The organism is Nostoc sp. MS1, from assembly GCF_019976755.1.
Taxonomy (GTDB): domain Bacteria; phylum Cyanobacteriota; class Cyanobacteriia; order Cyanobacteriales; family Nostocaceae; genus Trichormus.
Map to the genome: position 1 here is coordinate 7,010,862 of NZ_AP023441.1, position 18,156 is coordinate 7,029,017.

An 18,156-nucleotide genomic window follows, 5' to 3' on the forward strand; every position below is an offset into this window, starting at 1 on the left:
ATTACTCCCCTACTACTGCTTACTTCCCCAATCTAACCTCTCTCCCCTAGTAGCTAATAACAAGCTGATTTTGTCGCTACTCAAGGCTTTGGAAAATAAGTATCCCTGAGCTTGGTCACATTTTAACAACCGCAATTGTACTAACTGGTTAATTGTTTCCACTCCTTCAGCTACTACACTCATACCTAAGTTGCTGGCTAAAGTGGCGATCGCGCGGACGATTGCCAGTTGTTCACCATCGCTATCAATACGATTAGTAAAGGAACGGTCAATTTTTAAAACATCAATGGGAAAGCAGTGTAAATAAGCTAGAGATGAATAACCTGTACCAAAGTCATCAATACATAAATTTATACCTAAAGTTTTTAATTTTTGCAGAATAATTGCAGCTTGTTCAGGACTGAACATAATCGCACTTTCTGTAATTTCTAGTTTGATGCTGTTAGGTTCAAGCTCAAGTTCTTGCAAGAGTTGTTGAATTTCCTCAACTAAATAGGGTTGGGAAAACTGTCTACCGGACAGGTTGATATTCATACTCAAATGCTGGAACTGAGGAAATTCTCGATGCCATTGTTTTAATTGCAGACAAGACTCGCGCAAGACAAATTGACCAATCTGGGTAATTAGTCCTGTTTCTTCTGCTACAGGAATAAAATCTGCTGGAGAAATTAAGCCTTTCTCTGGGTGTTGCCAGCGAACTAGTGCTTCAAATCCAGTAATTTTGCCTGTGGCTACTGCAACAATTGGTTGGTAAACCACTTGCAATTCTTGTCTAGCGATCGCCCAACGCAAGTCAGTTTCCAATTGCAAAAGGGCTACAGCTCGGTCGTACATAGTGGGATCAAATACTATGTGCCAAGCTTTACCATGCTCTTTTGCACCGTAAAGTGCGGCATCTGCATCTCGCAACACATCAGCAGCTTGAACGTATTGATTTGTACCTAAAGCAATACCAATACTTGCAGATGTAAATACTTCGTACCCACTTAAGTTAAATGGTGATTTAAGTACCTGATGAATTTTTTCGGCTATGCAGGTTGCATCGTCTACAGATTTAATGTGAGAAATTAATATAGTGAACTCATCCCCACCCAAACGAGCAAAAGTATCTTCCGGTTGTAAGCAACTTTGCAGGCGTTGGGCAAAACTTACCAATAGTTGATCACCCACCAAATGACCTAAACTATCATTCACAACTTTAAAACGGTCAAGGTCTAAAAATAAAACGGCAAATGATTCATCTGGATCTTCCTTAATTTTGGCTATGGCTTGCGTCAGCCGCTCCATAAATAAAACACGGTTAGGTAGTCCCGTCAGGTCATCGTAGAAAGCATGGTGAACTAACTTTTCTTCCATGTTCTTCCGTTCAGTAATATCAGTGGCAATACCTTCGATGCGGATGGGTTTACCAACGGTATCGTAAATTACATGGCTGCGGTTACAAATCCAACGTACTTGTCCGTCGGGACGGAAAATTCTGTATTCTAATTCTTGACTACCAGCCAACAGCAAGGGTTCAATTGATTGACTAACTCGTTGTTGGTCTTCTGGATGAATTATATCAAACCATAACTGAGGATTTTCGTAAAATTCACTCATTTCACGCCCATACACTTGAACAACGGCACAATTGAGATAAAAAGTCTCGAAAGTATCTGCGGCAATTGACCAAATAACGACTTCCAAAGAATTTAAAATTCCGTCTAAACGTTTTTGGCTTTCCTGTAATGCTGCTTCTGCTTGTTTGCGTAAACGCAACTCGTCAAGGACATCACTAATGTCAGTTACCATTCCTAATGCACCAACATAGTTTCCTTGGTCATCAAACAACGGCGCACAGGAAATAACTACCCATAAATCTGAGCCATCTTGGCGACGGAATTTAAAATTATGTTTCTCATGTATACCTTGGCGACGGCGAGAAAGGTTCTGTTGAGAAATTTTTATGCCTTCAGCATCCATGAAAGAAAACAAGTTTCTCCCAACCATTTCTTCAACTGTGTAACCTAACATCGCTGCCATCTGTTGGTTAACAAAAGTAGTTTCGTTATCTTGGTTGAGTACCCAAATTCCCTCAGTTGCGGTTTCTACAATTTGACGATATTTTTCTTCTTGCTCTCGTAATTTTTCTTGTGCCTGTAACTGTTGAGTAATATCGTTCTGAACGCCGATAAAATGAGTTAATTGCCCATTACCATCAAACACTGGTGAAATGTAGAGTTCATTCCAAAAGGGTGTACCGTCTTTACGGAAGTTTTTGACGGTGACATGGCATTCTCTCTTTTCTCGCAGGGCAGAACGTAACTCTTCTAAACCTGGCTGGTTTGATTCATTACCTTGTAAGAAACGGCAATTTTTGCCAATCACTTCATCGGCAGAGTAGCCACTAATAGCTTCAAAGCCCGGATTAACATAAATAATGGGATTATCTGGATAATTGGCATCTGTCAACACAATTCCATTACTAGTAGCAGCTAGCGCCCGTTCTATTAGATGTGAAGGGGTTAGAGATTGTTGGGCATCGCTGATCTTAAAAGGAAAATTCGCAGATTTTAGTTGTTTCCAAATCTCTTCTTTCTGGGCGGTGGTTCCCAGGACAGTATCTACATCAGCAAAAATCAGTAAGGCTGCTAGTTTATCTGCATAATTGACTAGCTTACCGGAAATTTTTGCTACAACATTTTCTTTATCGTTACGTTTGATGTCTATCGCTAATTCATCAATAAAATTATTATCTTGTAACTGATTAATTACAGGATTGCATAAATTTGAACTAGCTAAAAAATTAGTAATCAGTTCTTCAACTATAGGGTTTTCTACAAGCTTATTTTTTAATAAAACTTGATGAGTTTCCAAACAAATAATTATGACTGGATATGGGTTGATATCAACTAATAACTTCACCAGTTCTTGTAAATTTGACATTGAATTTTCATAATGCTGAAATTCCTGTCCTAACGGAATATTTTCAGCATTATAAGCACAGAGGTAATCTTCTGTTACTTGGGAAAAGCCCTTATTCTTTTTCTGAAGATGCACCTGATTTTTGTACACTTTCCCACGGGTAAAAACCATTGTCAGACTTTATATAAATAATTGAGGAACTTTTATTAAAAACCCCATTTTTTAACCAGCTCTGACTTTTTAGCCGATAGTGTCTGTACACTTGTACATTAGCAATCTAGGATGACTGTATAAATTAAACTCTTACACTAAAAACGGTTACTGCTTTTAGTGCGAGACAAATGTGAGTATCTAGAAATAATTTAAAACTACATAGTTCTCTGAGGTTAATCATACAGTAATTGCTAAACACTAATTTTTAATTGTCAAAGCAGATTGTTAAACTATTATTAACTTTACTCCTTTTGATAGAGGGAGTCATATTTTTTACTGAAACTTTATATGGGCGTAACATTTCTTCAATAAAACGGCATACCTAAGTAATCTACTACGACAGAGGGTAGCAGAATAAGGCACTTGGTTGTAAGCATTTAAGTCTTAACACTTATAAGGACTAAATGACTATATTAAAATTTTTACAAGACCGTTATCGGTTACTCAATTTGATTAGTGGTGGGGGATGCCTAACCTATCTCGCCGTCGATGAAGGTCAATCTCCGCCAGTTCTTTGTGTAGTCCAGCAGTTGGATGATGCTGTGTTTGAGCAAAAGGTTCAATGTCTAAAGGAAATCAGCAAAAATCCACAGCTACCAACTTTATTAGACTATTTTCCGTACAAAAATCGTTATTACTTAGTAGAAGAATTTATTACAGGTACTAATTTGGCTCAATTGGTAAAGGCAGACGGCGCTTTTCCTGAAACGCGGGTTTGGCAAATATTAACTGATTTATTACCAATTCTCAAATTTATTAGCGATCGCCAAATTATTCACGGTGATATTAAACCGCAAAACATTATCAAACCATCGGCATCAGACACAAAAAATTTATTTTTAGTTGACTTTGCTAATGTGCAAATGATCTCAGAGATTGATAAACGTGCAGTTGGCTCTCCTGAATATGCTGCACCAGAACAAATCAAGGGTAAAGCTGTATTTGCCAGCGACCTTTATAGTTTGGGTGTTACCTGTATTTATTTACTTACCCAGATATCGCCGTTTGATTTGTATGATGTGGCTAACGATTGTTGGGTATGGCAACAATATTTATCTACTAGGATAAGCGATCGCCTCAGTAAAATCCTCAATAAACTTATCCAAAAATCGCTTGATCAACGCTATCAATCGGCTGATGAAGTCATGTTAGCAATGGGTATAGAAGCTAAAATACCTAATTACCCATCCCCTACTGCCCTGTGGAGATGCTTACATACCTTCACAGGAAATTCTGGCAATACCCTAGCCATAAGCCGGGATGGTCAAACACTGGCTAGTAGCGGAGATGACAGAATCATCAAATTGTGGGACTTAAACACGCAAAAAGTAGTGAATAGCATCATGGGACATTCCCAAGCTGTTACATCAATTGCCTTTAGTCCTCAAGCAGAACTGTTGGCTACGGCTAGCGACGATAAAATGATTAAGTTATGGCATCTGCCAAGCTTAGAAGAAATTGCCACCTTAAAGGGACATGCACACGCCGTTAAATCGGTCAGTTTTAGTCCTGATGGAGAAATTCTCGCCAGTGGAGGTTGGGATAAACAAGTCAAACTGTGGGATGTCAGCAACGGTAAAGAAATTTTAACTATAGAAGCACATCAGTTACAAGTGAGTGCAGTAGCCTTTAGCCCCCAAGGAGAGATTTTTGCTACCGCCAGCTTTGACAGAACCATTCGCCTTTGGCAGATAGCGCAAATGCCAAACCGCCCAAGATGTAGTTTAGCAGTAACACTCTGCGGACATACAAGGGCGGTTTTGGCGATCGCTTTTAGTCCAGATGGTAAAATTCTGGCCACAGGTAGCGATGACAATAGTATTAAATTGTGGGATGTCAACACCGGACAGCTAATTAGCACACTTTCAGGCCATTGTTGGTCTGTAGTCGCAGTGGCTTTTAGTGCCGATAACGAAACGCTGATTAGCGCCAGTTGGGACAAGACAATCAAGTTGTGGAAGGTAAGCACAACACAGGAAATTGTGACTCTTGCCAGTCATTTAGACTCGGTGTGTGCTGTTGCTGTTAACCCTGTTGCACAACTGATTGCTAGTGGCAGCAGGGACAAGACCATCAAATTGTGGAAGCTTGTAACACAGCAAATGAATGGGGATGTAAGGGGGTAAGGGTATAAGGGTTTTTAACACCTATATTCCTGTACCCTTCCTTAGCAAAACCTTTGATTTATTGTTTTCGTGTTGCACTAGTTTGATGAAATCAAGCGCTACCTGTAAAGGTAACTTCAGGAAATTTTAACTGAGCTTCTGCCATTGGACGGTTTCTGCCTTCCTCTTGCCAGTAGTTAATCACTTCTGTTGCCTTGTTAAGCAACTCGACGCGATCTAAATCACTGATCCAGTGCTTGGATTCGAGTTCTTTCTTCAACTCCTCCCAAGCGTCATTGCGGGGCCAGAAGAAATACTTAGTCAGAGGACTAGTACCTTTACCTACCACTTGATCAACAGCCAGAGCAACGTTTTCGTCTAGCCACAGTATTTTTAAAATAAACTTGGACAATCACACCTCCGGCCAATATCCGGGTACTAAGTTAACTAAGTTTGCGATCGCCTATTTTAACTCAATATCTCACCAGTTGACCAAATAAAACGCAGGGAGTGGGGGGAGATGAGGGAGATGAGGGAGATGTAGCTTGCTTTTCGTAAGGGTGGGAGTAGGGGGAGAACAACTGACCCTCACGGGTTCGGCAGTTGCTACAAGTCGGGGAACCCGCCCAACGCACTGCCTCACAACTGACAACTAACCACTGACAATTGCATTTTTCTGCATAGGCTTTTGCGTTCGCTTTTCATAAAATAATGGCAGCCTTAATCAGCAGGGATCAAGATATTGTTAGTCAGTTGGGAAATTCTTAAATTTTTGTATATTTATACCACATACAATTAATAGTATGAAATTTTTAATAAAAATGCTTACATGGATGCAAGGTGATGATAATGTAACACAATCTCTTAAAATTATCAAATATAGCAATAATATTCATCAACAAAATAATCAGTATTCATCAGCAGTAAAACAGTTAATTGCAACAATGGATAATGGTATGATTAATGCTGACAAATTAATAGTGAATCAGGATTTGTTAACCAATTCATCTATACTCAAAATTTTAGTAAGTAAGTCGTGGAGAAAATTTATAAGTATGTAACAAAGAATTAAGCAGAAGAATAAGAGTTAAATTTTACACGTTGCGTACTGTAGTTTCCCTTTTCTCCTCTATTTTGAACTCCATCAATGACAGCATAGGCAAGGTCTAATTCATCCTCAAAACTTTGAGAAGCTAGTTCATTTTTTTTCAGGTGTTGCCACTCCAATTCAATTGGATTCATCTCTGAGCAATATTTAGGTAAAAAGAAGATGTACAAACCCATCTCTTCCCACTTTGTCCATAATTGCTGAACTTCTTTGCACCGATGTATCGGGCCGTTGTCCTGAACGATGACTCTGATACGACCTGCTTTTTGGGCTTCAAGTGCTTCAAGCTCCATCATTTGAATATAGGATTTGCGTGAAACGCCACCAATCACTAGACCGTACACAAAACTAATTAGGGGTTGAAGAAACCCAATAATACTTAACCTTCGACCCCGACGCTTACTCTGCTCCAGGCGTTTTTGCTGACCTCGGAAGTAGTAACTGTAACTGGGTTCACTCCAGGCACAAAACCCTGATTCATCCATATACTTTAAATCGATTTCTCCAGCAGCAGCAGATAATTCCAACATCTCTAAGTCTGCCTGTTTGATTTGCTGCAATACTTTGTCTTGCTTTCCTTTGTGGCTTTTTCTAGTTCGCTTCCAAATGACCCCCTTTTTTTGAGTACCTGCCTTAACCAGTCAGGACTCAATTTCACGGAGCGTTCTTGCTCTAATTTTTGGGCTAATTGAACACTATTATATGTACGTGGTTCTTGCTCCAAGCATTTTTCTAAGAACGCCATGTCAGCTTCTGCCCACCTTGATTTTCCTCCCCGCCCTGCTTTCTCCCACAGTCCTTCTAGACCTTGTTTTTCCCATCTATGCAAAACTTCTCTTACTGTTTGGGCAGTCCAGTCAAAGTGATCTGCTATCTTCTCTACGTACCAACCATGTGCGCTTAATCTGATCACTTCGGCTCGGTCTTTCACTTTCTGGGGTACATCTGCCGTTCTCAGGTTGAACAAAATTTTATCTTGCTTAGGAGTCAGAAATACCCTTAAACGGCTGCCCATATCCCTGTTACCTTGGTAGACACATTTATGTATTTACTTATCTTTACACACTTTGGTTTTTTCACCTTGTTCTACTTAATTGATGATCACCAGTTAATTTTAGGTGGCACAATGAAGGTGCTAGAAGCACAATACCCACAAGCAGAGATTGCCAAAGCTGGGACAGCATCGGAAGCGATCGCACAAATTAACAGTGCGGAATTTGATTTAATTGTGATGGATTTGTCGATACCACAGCAAGCGGGAATGTTGGCTCAGATTGAGACTGGTATTAATTTATTACAGCATTTACTGAAGCAGTATCCTCAACAAAATTTTCTAGTACAAAGTAGCTATGTTAAGGCGTTAGTGCGGATAAAACACGAGATTGATGAACATGAAGGGGGATTTGCGATCGCAGATAAAGGATTATCAGAATCAGAAATGTTAATTCGCGTCAATTTGGCGCTACAAGGTGCAACTCATACTAAAGACATTAAAACCGCATTGGAACTGAAACCAGAATGGTTAGAAGTATTAAAACTAGCCTTTGAAAAAGGATTAACAGATAGGCAGATATCTATACAAATGCACAGAGCAGAGCGTTCTGTACGCACATATTGGACTAAAATTCAAGATGTACTTGGTGTTTATCCCGAAGAGGGTAAAAATATGCGTATCCAAACAGAAATTCGCGCTCGTCAAGAAGGTTTAATTGATTAGGAATTGTACACATCTATGTGGTTTACCTGGAGACAAGTTAAACAAGAAATTGCTATTTGGCGACAAGCTGCAATACCGGGGATTACTGTTTTGGGACTCATCATTCTTGCCCGGTTTACAGGATTATTGCAAGGTGTAGAATTAATAGCTTTTGATACTTTATTAAGCTTGAGCCCAAGTGAATCAACAGATGATAAAGTTGTGATTGTTGGGATTGATGAAGAAGATATTAACAGTATCAAAACTTATCCTATTCCTGACAAAGAAATTGCTTTTTTAATCAAAAAAATTCAAACTTACAAACCTAAAGTTATTGGCCTTGATATTGTCAGAAATCTACCTGTTGAACCAGGACATCAGGAACTAAGGCAAGTATTTCAACAATATCAAAATATTATCGCTATTGAAAAGGTATTACGTCCTGGTGAATTTTCCCCATCGCCGACATTACCAAAAGAGCAAGCTGGGTTTTCCGATGTCATAGCAGATGAAGATGGTAACTATCGGCGCTATTTAGTTTGGACACCTAACCCAAAAAATAACCAGGAAGATAAATATTCTTTAGCACTACAGTTAGCAAAAGTTTATTTATATTCTGAAAATATAGATATAGAAACAGGTATCCATGACACTAATACTATTAGATTTGCTAATACAGAATTGCCTCGCATATTACCTGATTCTGGAGGATATCTCACTAAAGATCAAGAAAAAATAGAAGATGGTGGTTTAAAAATATTAGTAAATTTTCGTAGTGGTAAAGAACCATTTCCAACGATATCATTAAATAAAATTAAAAGAGGTGAATTTGAACCTCAATTATTTGCCAATAAAGTAGTAATCATTGGGGTTACAGCTTCGAGTGCTGCTGATTTTTTCAATACTTCAGTTATAAATAATTCAAAGATTGCTGGACAGATTTATGGGGTAGAGTTTCATGCTCATGTTGCTTCACAAATAATTAATGCAGTTACTAATAATAGACCAATGCTCAACGTTTGGTCTAAAGAAGGAGAATATCTATGGATAATATTCTGGGGATTTCTGCCAATTATTGTAGGTAGAATTACTCAAGATATTTGGAAAAATCTTTTAGCTGTTATGGTCTCAGGGTTTGCTTTAACTTATATAGCTTATTTATTAATACTATCAGGTTGGTGGATTCCGGCTGCACCTAGTTTATTAATTTTAGGAATCAATGGTTTAGGATTAAGTGCATTTGCTTTTTATAAATATGACCAAGAACAAAAATCTAAAATTAATGAACGTCAACAGGCAATTGAGCATACATTTACTTTAATTCATAACGGGCCGTTACAAAGTTTGGCTAATATGTTAAGTCAAGCACGCACACAGAACCTATCTAATGATCAGTTAGTATTGAATTTAGAAAGTTTGAACTATGAAATTAGGGCGATCGGTGAATATTTAAGAATTGAAGCTTTAAGCCCAGACGAAAGTTTACGTTTAGGAAGTGGGGTAAAACTGGATTTAAAAAGACCTATTCATGAGCTTTTTTATGAAGTATATACCAGTACAATTGAGAGACAGGATTTAGAACACTTTCATAATATTAATGTTAAAGTGCGTACATTTGACCCTATAAATGATAAATATTTAACTTTAAGAAATAAGCAAGAGCTTTGCTTATTTTTAGAAGAAGCTTTATGTAATGTCGGTAAACACGCTCAGGGTGCTAAACGAGTAGAATCCATTGGTAAACAAGAGCAGAATTTATATAAACTCACCATTAAAGATAATGGTTGTGGATTAACTTCGTTATCAGAAAACAAAGGGACAAGACAACTCAAAAATATTGCTAGTAAGTTAAAAGGAGAATTTAAACGCGAATCTATTTCTCCTAGAGGAACAGTATGTGAAATCATTTGGAAGCTTGAATAATTGTATTTATCTAGGTATTACTCATGACAAAAGAGCAAATATTTAAACAATATAAAATAACCGTAAAGCCTCGTTTTACTACTATCATTATTCTGTGCTTATTACTATTTTTTACATCAATTGCTGTGGCGGATTTTAAGCCGACGAATCGTAAACCAGCAAGTGATTACAGCAGGAGTGGTGGACGCAGAGGATGTGAAACAGAATCAATCGCAACAATACCTCTTACCTTACTTGCTCCTCAAACATATGTGGGATACACTGCTTCTTTACGACCTACTTTTACTGGTTATGTCTCTAGTCCCCAAAAAGTAGAGTTGAGAATTTTTGAATTGATTGCCAATGAAGATCCAAAGCCAATAGGTAACGAAGTTTTAGCAGACGTGAAAGCAGGAATTTTTCAAATAAATTATCCTGATAAATATCCTAATTTAACTGTGGGTAAAACATATCTTTGGCAGTTAAGTAGAACTTGTCTTGAGGTGAAAATAGACGAATCAGCAGAATTTATTGTTGCAGAAATTCCCTCTACAATCAAAAATAAATTGTTGACAACAAATAATAAGTTAGAAAAAGCTAATTTATATGCTGAGGAGGGTTTTTGGTACGAAGCTGTAACTGAGGCTTTGCAGTTAACAAACAATTTAAAACTGGGTAAGCTGGGGACAAACCTAGTCAAAGACTTTGCAAAATACGAGTCTGCTAGAGATCAAAGGGAAGAAGTAGCAGTTAAAGAAAGGGTAAAATATCTACAACAAATTGCTATTCAAGAACAAGATTAAATATCAAATGACATTAGAAATTAAAAACAATTCACAAAGTATTGTGAGTATCTTATAACCAATTGCCAATGAGCATAAATCCTGACCAATAGTATGGATGTGTGTATCTATCATTAATCTCTGGTATTTTTCTGGCATTAATTAGTTTTATTTGTGCTGCTTGTAGAGCTTGTGCTTTGCTCATACCAGAGTTACGCAATTGATGATAAAACTCAGCAATTAAGTCAGCAGTCGATTCATCATATACAGTCCACAAGGAAGCCAAAGCACTTTTAGCGCCAGCTTGTAATGCTACACCTGCTAAACCTAATGTTGCACGCTCATCACCTGTGGCAGTTTCACAAGCTGTTAATGCTAACAAATCCACAGAGTTAGAAATATTGCTTGCTTCACGTAATAACTTTTCTAGGTCGTTAATTGTGAGTTTTTCATTATTACCAGCGACTAAAAACGTATCTTCAGGGATAATCCCAAACTGTGCATGAGTAGATATATGAATAATTGGGTAATCTTGTTTTTTAATTTCTGCTTCTAGATATTTTTTATTAAATTCCTCGTTCTCCAATTTTTTACTATTAACAAATATCTTTTGGATTTCATTAATTTCATTAGGCACTTGATTTAATGCTCTCCAAAATTGATTATCAATTTGAGCCTCTTTACTAACAGCTAAAACTAAAGCGCGATCGCTAGTTTGTAAGTTACCCTTTTTCTGGTTAGTCAACTGTAGACTAGAAGTTGTGGCAACAGCATATTTTTCTATTAAATATTTCTTCTCTTGTTTATCATAAAGCGCCGTCATCGGCACATTACGTAAAAAGCCGTCTTGAACAAATACGAGTGTTTTAATCTTCTGCGCAATTAAATATTTTTCTAGAGGCTTAATAATTAAATCATAAAGATTTTCTGATAGCGCAGTATTGTAAACTATATTCGATGTATTTAATAACTCAGAGCGAAATTCAGCAATATCATTGCTAAACACATCTTTCTCTTTATTTATCCAATTGATATATTCTTCCTGATTTGGTAGACTGATAATAATACCTGTTTTATCATCAAAGATAATTGAGCTTATTACTACTGTATCATTTGTTGTTAATTTATTATTGTTAATATTAGCTAATATACAGTCATTACCGAAATAGTTTTGAATTTCTGCTAACCTGAGAGCGTTTATGGTTGCCAAGGCACTGTTTAATTGTTGTTGCTTTGTTTGAGATTTTTTTATCTGAGATGTAGCTAAATTTAACTGAATTTCTGCCAATTGCCGATAAACTGGTTCAATAACATCGCGGAAATTGAATTGAAAATCTCGGTTGCTAGTTAGGATATCACTGCGTAATTCTTCTAGAGTATTATATGCTCTTTGGTAAAAATCCAACGCCTCATTACTTTTACCTTGTTGTTCTAAGATTCTTCCTGCCTGCCATTCCCATAAGTATAAACTATCTTTGTTTTGCCGTTTCTCATCAGCTAACCAAATTGCTTGATTAGTCAAACTTACAGCTAGTTCCCAATTTTTATTACACTCATAGAAATGGCCAAAAGCTCCTAAAGCATAAGACTGAGAACGTGAAGATTGTAAACTTTGGGCAACTTCTATAGCTAGGTTAAACAGTTGCCTTACTTGTGCTTCTGGCAATCTTCTAAATTTGCAATTTTCGGTTAGTATCCGATTAGTTTCTAAAGCAGGTGCAGGTAAATTAGCTAAATCAATTGCTGCATATACTTTATCAAGAGAATCTGGTAATTGAGGTAATAGTTCTACAGCTTCTTGGATATTTATGTTCACCTGATTGGTATCAAGTGTATTTTTATTTATGCTAATATAAGCAAGCTTAATTAAATTTAAATGACTTTTTAATTCGTTTTTTAGATCATTCTGCTGATGTGCTATTTTAATACTATCTTGAAAATACTCTTTAGCTCTTTTGTAATTATCACTAGCTTTTTGCTGGAAATCACTGGAGCTACGTCTCTTATATTGTTCAGCAGATTTAGTTCTTAGTTGCCAAAGTTGAGCAATACTGGCGTGAGTATTACCTAAACTATTGAAGATAGCGACATTATAAGTTTGATTTTGATATTTTTTAGCAGCTTCTAAAGATGTAATCGCTAAATCATAATTACCTTGGAGACGATAAGCTTCTCCTAAACTACCCAAAGCTGCAATTTTTCCAGATGTATCTTTTTGTTGCTGGGCAATTTTTAGAGCACTGCCATCTAGACAAGTTGATATGTCATCTTTTCCGCATATCAGGCTAACAGCTTTTTTGGTTTGTCCAGAATTAGTATAAACTTGTCCTATCTCAGTTAATACCCTGCCAACTTTTTGCAGGTCGTTTTGAGTGCGATAATAAGCTATCACTTTCTCCCAATAATTTAGGGTTTCTGAAGTTTGCCCTAACTGGTGATAAACTCTGGCTAAATTTTCGTTGAGAATTGCTACATTCTGCCAATCATTATTCTTTTGATATAGATTAATAGCCTTCTTCCAAGGTGCGATCGCGGCGGAAAAATTGCCTTTTTTATAACTAGTGATACCTTGATTGACTAATTGAGTAGTATCAGAGGTTTGAGCGTGAACAGATGATGCTAAATGTACGTTACTTAATAATAGACATAAAAGCAAACTACCGAAAAAGAATATCCTTAGCCAGTAGGTATTGGTTGATTTATAAATTTTATTAAACACGGTGATGTCGATGTTATTTAATTATTAGCTTCTACTCTAGTAACTAAGCGATACTGTGGCAGAGAAATATTGGCAATACATTTTTCTGCAATTAAGTTTGCAGACTTATACATTTTGCCTGTTAAAGATAAATTTTACACTTCCATCATCTTGGTTGCAATGAATTGCACCTCCTGCTATGGTTGCTGCCAATTTTATAATTTTTGCTTAATAGATATTTACATTAACTGCATACATAGAGATAACAATCATGAATTTGCAACGTATTCTGAGAATGGGAAGTTTAGCATTGGCGATCGCTTTTTCTGCCGTCAAGCCAGGGTATAGTTATCAACCCCCTATCAACTTACCGACAAACTCAAATCCTCACTCATCATCATTTACTATCGCCCAACTCACAGAAGCCTATTCGCCTATTTACGGAAAATGGAAATTACAATACAGCGTTAGTGGAATAGTTTATGAAAGTATTTTGGCTATGCGAGGACGTTATGGCAGCATGAGAACCCGGTATTATGATCCTCAAGTACGTAGAACTGTCGCAGTAGATCAAACGATGACTCTGAAATCATCAGCTAACGGACTCATATTATTAGGTTCCAATCCTGTTTATGCAGGCACAAGCACCAGACATCCAACTTACAGTGCAGATAATTTTCTATTTCAAATCCGTCCTGATGGTACATCGGTAGCATTTACGTGTGATTATAACTATCAGTGTTCACCTGTAGATATAGAGGTTGTCCGCTAATCGATACTTTGAGTAACTAGTAAAGTTTGGCATAGATTTAGGTTAATGGCGATCAGCTATGCTGGGCGCAAGCGCCATCGCCGCCAATCAGCTATGCTGTACTTCAGTATATTTACTTAATTTGCAAAAATAGCTATTATTTAACCATACAAATATTAATAGCTAATTATTTAATTACATGAACACTGAATATCAGTTAAATAGATGCTGGCAATGGGTAATTGCGGGTTTAGTGGAAAGTATAGCATTAACTATCTTTCAGTCCAAAACTATTGCCCAAAGTCATATTGTCCCAGATAAGACATTAGGAACAGAATCTACAGAAGTTATAACTAACTTCCGTGATTTGCCAATAGAAGTAATTAATGGTGGTGCAATTCGTGGCATTAATTTGTTTCACAGCTTTCAAGACTTTAATATTAGTGTGGGTAGAGAAGCTTATTTCTTTATCCCTAATGCCAATATTCAAAATATTCTGGCAAGGGTAACAGGTAATAATCGTTCAGAAATTTTAGGAACGCTGGGTATATTTGGAGCATTACAACCCAATTTATATTTGATGAATCCCAATGGAATTATTTTTGGTAGAAATGCCAAATTAGATTTAGGTGGTTCATTTGTTGCCACTACAGCCAATGCAATTCAATTTCCTGGTGGTGCTGAGTTTTCTACAACTTCAGCAGTAGCACCAGAAAACAAATTACTCAGCGTCAATCCTACAGCCTTTTTATTTAATCAAATCGCTAACCAAAGTACAAACTCAATTGAAAATCGTGGTACTTTACAAGTTCCTAATAATAAAACTTTAATTTTACTTGGCGGTAATGTTGCACCTACACCTGACGCTAGTGGGCAGATTTTAATGGATAGTGGCAGGGTGTTTGCATTAGGTGGTAGGGTCGAAATTGGTGGATTAACTGCACCTGGAAGCGTCGAGCTTCAGGTTAATGGTGATAATTTGAGCTTGGCTTTTCCTGATGGTGTGGCAAGAACAGATATTTCATTAAGCAATAATTCTGCCATTTTTACTTTGGGTGCTGGTAGTGGTGATATTATAGTTAATGCTGATAATTTAAGTTTAGTAAATTCTAGTGCTTTTTTTGCCGGAATACTAGCAGATCAAGGAAGCCCTGAAACTAAAGCAGGTGATATTGTCGTTAATGCTACTGGAATTGTCACCCTAGCTAAAGATAGTATAATTGGAAATTCGGCTATAGGAATTGGGGATAGTGGCAATATCAACATTGTTGGTCAATCGCTACAATTGATCAATGGTAGTTCAATTCAGTCACGTGCTACACAAGGTAATTCAGGAATAATTAATATTAAAGTTGATGATAAAGTTTCTCTTTCAGGCAGGGGTTCTGTTCTTACTGATGGAACTTTGTCTACTAGTGGAATTGTTAGTAATGTTTTTCCTAGAGATTTCTCTTTTTCTTCCTTACAACAAAACCTTTTAGGGACACCTACTCGTGGCAGAAGTGGTGGCATTAATATTGAAGCAAAAAATCTTGTACTAGCAGATGATGCTTTTATTAGTGCGACTAGTTTCTTGGCAGATGATTCTGGAAATATTAAAATACAAGCCACTAATTCAATTATTTTGGATTCAGCATCCATATTTTCTACTACTAATGGAAGGGGAAATGCAGGGAATTTATTTATTAATGCTAATTATTTATCTTTAAGTAATTTATCTCAAATATCTACTAGTACATATGGCATTGGTAAAGCAGGTGATATTAGTATTATTGCTCCCAATATTAGTATAGATTACTCTTTTATTAGCGCCAGTGCATTTTCTTTTCCAGGTATTATAGGTAATGTAGGTAATGCAGGAAATATCGATATTGAAACCCAAAGAATTAGTTTAACAAATAGTGGTAATATTACATCTAGTTCTAATGAACCAGAACAAGGAGAAACAATTGGTTCTGGTGGGAGTATTAATATTAAAGCTACTGAACTAATAGAAATAGATACAAAAGGTGCAAGAGAGATAATTACAGGTCTAGTAGCTAGAACTTTAAGTAGTAATCGTGCTGGTGACATAACTTTAAACACAAAGAAATTAATTGTTAGAGATGGTGGCTCTATTAGGGTAGAGGCTGCTAATAATTTAGGAGGTAATGCGGGTAATATTACTATTAACGCATCAGATTCTGTTGAATTGGTTAGCTCCAATGCTAATTTTCGTAGTTTTATAGCTACAGGAGTTGAATCTGCAAAAGAGAATATAATTGCTATAGGTAATGGGGGTGATTTAACAATTAATACTAAAAATTTACAACTAACAAACGGAGCTATAGCAGCCCCAACTTTGGGTAAAGGTAACGCAGGTAATATCAATATATTCAGTCATGATCAAGTGACAATTGACAATGGGGTTATCAATAGCCGAGTTGGTGCTGGTGCAGTTGGAAATGCTGGGGATATTAATATTCAGACACGCCAGCTAACTTTAATTAATGGTGGTAATATTGATACTCTAATTTCTCAATCAAATGGAGTTTTTCCGGCTGGACAAGGTAAAGGCGGAAGAATTTTTATTAATGCTACAGATGCAGTTACTATCTCAGGCGCTAATGCTGATGGTTTAACAAGTGCAATATTAACTGAAACTCAAGCGGGAGCATTTGGTCAAGGCGGAGATATTATTATCAACACAGATTATTTGCTTGTATCAGACAATGGTACTATATCAACAATCACAGAAAATGATAGTAATGCAGGTAATATAACTGTCAATGCCCGTATATTTGAGGCGTTAAATGGTGGTTTTTTGGTGACAGGCAGTTTGAGTAGTGGTAAAGCAGGTGACATTACCATTAGTGCTATAGATAAAATTACTATTTTTAGTAATACTGATTTAAATGGTGTTACTGGTTTGTTTGCAGGTACGAGTTCTAGTGGAGATGGTGGGAATATATCTTTATTTACTACTGACTTTAACTTACTAGCAAATAATTCTAACTTGCCAGTTCCCGCTACTGTTTCCACACGTAGTCAAGGACAAGGTATTGCTGGAAATATTAATATTGTTGCTAAGGGTAATTACAACGCAAATAATGGTTTAGTTAGCGCTAGGGCTGAACAAGTAGGCGGTGGAAATATCGAGATTACCGCTAAAAATATTAACTTGCGTAATAACAGCGACATTCGCACAGATTTATCCAGTGGTAACAGAAAAGGCGGTAATATTGTCCTGACAGCAGATATCATTGTTGCTTTAGAAGATAGCGATATTCTCGCCTTTGCGCCAGAGGGACAAGGCGGGGACATCACATTTAACACCCGCGCTGTATTTAGTGATTCTCTCTATAATCCTAGACAAACAGCAGCAGATAAAAATAGCCTCCAATCACTTATAAATAATGGTCGCTCTGATATTAATGCTAGTGGTTCAATTTCTGGCAATATCATTGGTGTACCTGATATTAGTTTTATTCAAAATAGCCTGACAGAATTACAAAACAATCCCATTGATACTAACGCCCTCATTGCTAATAGTTGCATTGCTCGTAGTTCCAAGCAAGAGGGAACTTTTATTATTAGCGGGACTGGTGGTTTACCAACTCGTCCTGGTGAAGCTGGGACTTCTAGTTATCCTACAGGTGATGTACAGAATGTGACAAATGATAGTGCGGCTAGTACGTGGAAAAAAGGCGATCGCATTGTGGAACCACAAGGAGTGTATAGACTAGCAAATGGTAATTTGGTGATGAGTCGTGAGTGTAGTTAATTTTACAAAAATCTTGATTTTGGGTGAAAATAGCAAGTGGAATGTTCTATTACTGAATTATTGCCATCTGCTATAGGGATTACATTTGATTTATAAAATCTACTTAGGGCGTGTTAGCTTCAGCGTAATGCACCTTGCTGAGAGGTTTTGGTGTATTAGGCATATACTATAACTCACTACATATCATACTGAGATTTTTTCAGAATAAAATAAGATTCCTATATATGTAATATC

11 protein-coding genes are annotated in these 18,156 nt (G+C 36.9%); 7 read left to right on the top strand and 4 right to left on the bottom strand.

What is annotated here, in order from left to right; translation table 11 throughout:
• Positions 1-12: 12 nt before the first annotated feature.
• Positions 13-3,075: an EAL domain-containing protein gene (locus tag NSMS1_RS30395; RefSeq protein WP_224089011.1), complete on the bottom strand. Its 3,063-nt coding sequence runs from the start codon at positions 3,073-3,075 to the stop codon at positions 13-15.
• A 446-nt stretch (positions 3,076-3,521) separates the two neighbouring features.
• On the opposite strand from NSMS1_RS30395, the gene NSMS1_RS30400 reads away from it, so the two are divergent.
• Positions 3,522-5,243, top strand: coding sequence for a serine/threonine-protein kinase (locus NSMS1_RS30400; RefSeq protein ID WP_224089012.1), 1,722 nt, complete (start codon positions 3,522-3,524; stop codon positions 5,241-5,243).
• A 91-nt stretch (positions 5,244-5,334) separates the two neighbouring features.
• On the opposite strand, the gene NSMS1_RS30405 is transcribed toward NSMS1_RS30400, so the two are convergent.
• Positions 5,335-5,634, bottom strand: coding sequence for a 30S ribosomal protein PSRP-3 (locus NSMS1_RS30405; protein ID WP_011320561.1), 300 nt, complete (start codon positions 5,632-5,634; stop codon positions 5,335-5,337).
• A 391-nt stretch (positions 5,635-6,025) separates the two neighbouring features.
• Between NSMS1_RS30405 and NSMS1_RS30410 the strand changes: the two genes are divergently transcribed.
• Positions 6,026-6,283, top strand: a complete 258-nt coding sequence (locus tag NSMS1_RS30410; protein WP_224089014.1) for a hypothetical protein — start codon at positions 6,026-6,028, stop codon at positions 6,281-6,283.
• Positions 6,284-6,290: 7 nt separating this feature from the next.
• Here the strand turns inward: NSMS1_RS30410 and NSMS1_RS30415 are convergent.
• Positions 6,291-7,345, bottom strand: a protein-coding gene (locus NSMS1_RS30415) for an IS630 family transposase (protein WP_224085966.1) whose coding sequence is annotated in 2 segments (ribosomal slippage) — positions 6,291-6,950 and positions 6,953-7,345 — 1,053 coding nt in all. Because the reading frame shifts where the segments join, the coding sequence is not laid out codon by codon here.
• 27 nt (positions 7,346-7,372) lie between these two features.
• On the opposite strand from NSMS1_RS30415, the gene NSMS1_RS30420 reads away from it, so the two are divergent.
• From NSMS1_RS30420 to NSMS1_RS30430, 3 genes are read left to right on the top strand one after another with little or no spacing between them, the layout of a single operon-like run.
• Positions 7,373-8,047: a DNA-binding response regulator gene (locus NSMS1_RS30420; RefSeq protein WP_224089016.1), complete on the top strand. Its 675-nt coding sequence runs from the start codon at positions 7,373-7,375 to the stop codon at positions 8,045-8,047.
• Positions 8,048-8,062: 15 nt separating this feature from the next.
• Entirely contained in the window at positions 8,063-9,949 is a 1,887-nt protein-coding gene (locus NSMS1_RS30425; RefSeq protein ID WP_224089018.1) for a CHASE2 domain-containing protein, read from the top strand.
• A 23-nt stretch (positions 9,950-9,972) separates the two neighbouring features.
• A complete protein-coding gene (locus NSMS1_RS30430; protein ID WP_224089020.1) occupies positions 9,973-10,731 on the top strand; it encodes a DUF928 domain-containing protein in 759 nt (252 codons plus the stop codon).
• A 52-nt stretch (positions 10,732-10,783) separates the two neighbouring features.
• Here the strand turns inward: NSMS1_RS30430 and NSMS1_RS30435 are convergent, their stop codons facing one another.
• A complete protein-coding gene (locus NSMS1_RS30435; RefSeq protein WP_224089021.1) occupies positions 10,784-13,429 on the bottom strand; it encodes a CHAT domain-containing protein in 2,646 nt (881 codons plus the stop codon).
• A 250-nt stretch (positions 13,430-13,679) separates the two neighbouring features.
• On the opposite strand from NSMS1_RS30435, the gene NSMS1_RS30440 reads away from it, so the two are divergent.
• Positions 13,680-14,180 carry a hypothetical protein gene (locus NSMS1_RS30440; protein ID WP_224089024.1) on the top strand — a complete coding sequence of 167 codons (501 nt, stop codon included), beginning with the start codon at positions 13,680-13,682 and terminating at the stop codon, positions 14,178-14,180.
• A gap of 178 nt (positions 14,181-14,358) precedes the next feature.
• The gene (locus tag NSMS1_RS30445) at positions 14,359-17,922 is read left to right on the top strand and encodes a filamentous hemagglutinin N-terminal domain-containing protein (RefSeq protein ID WP_224089027.1); all 3,564 of its coding nucleotides are present in this window, start codon (positions 14,359-14,361) and stop codon (positions 17,920-17,922) included.
• The last annotated feature ends 234 nt before the right edge of the window (positions 17,923-18,156 follow it).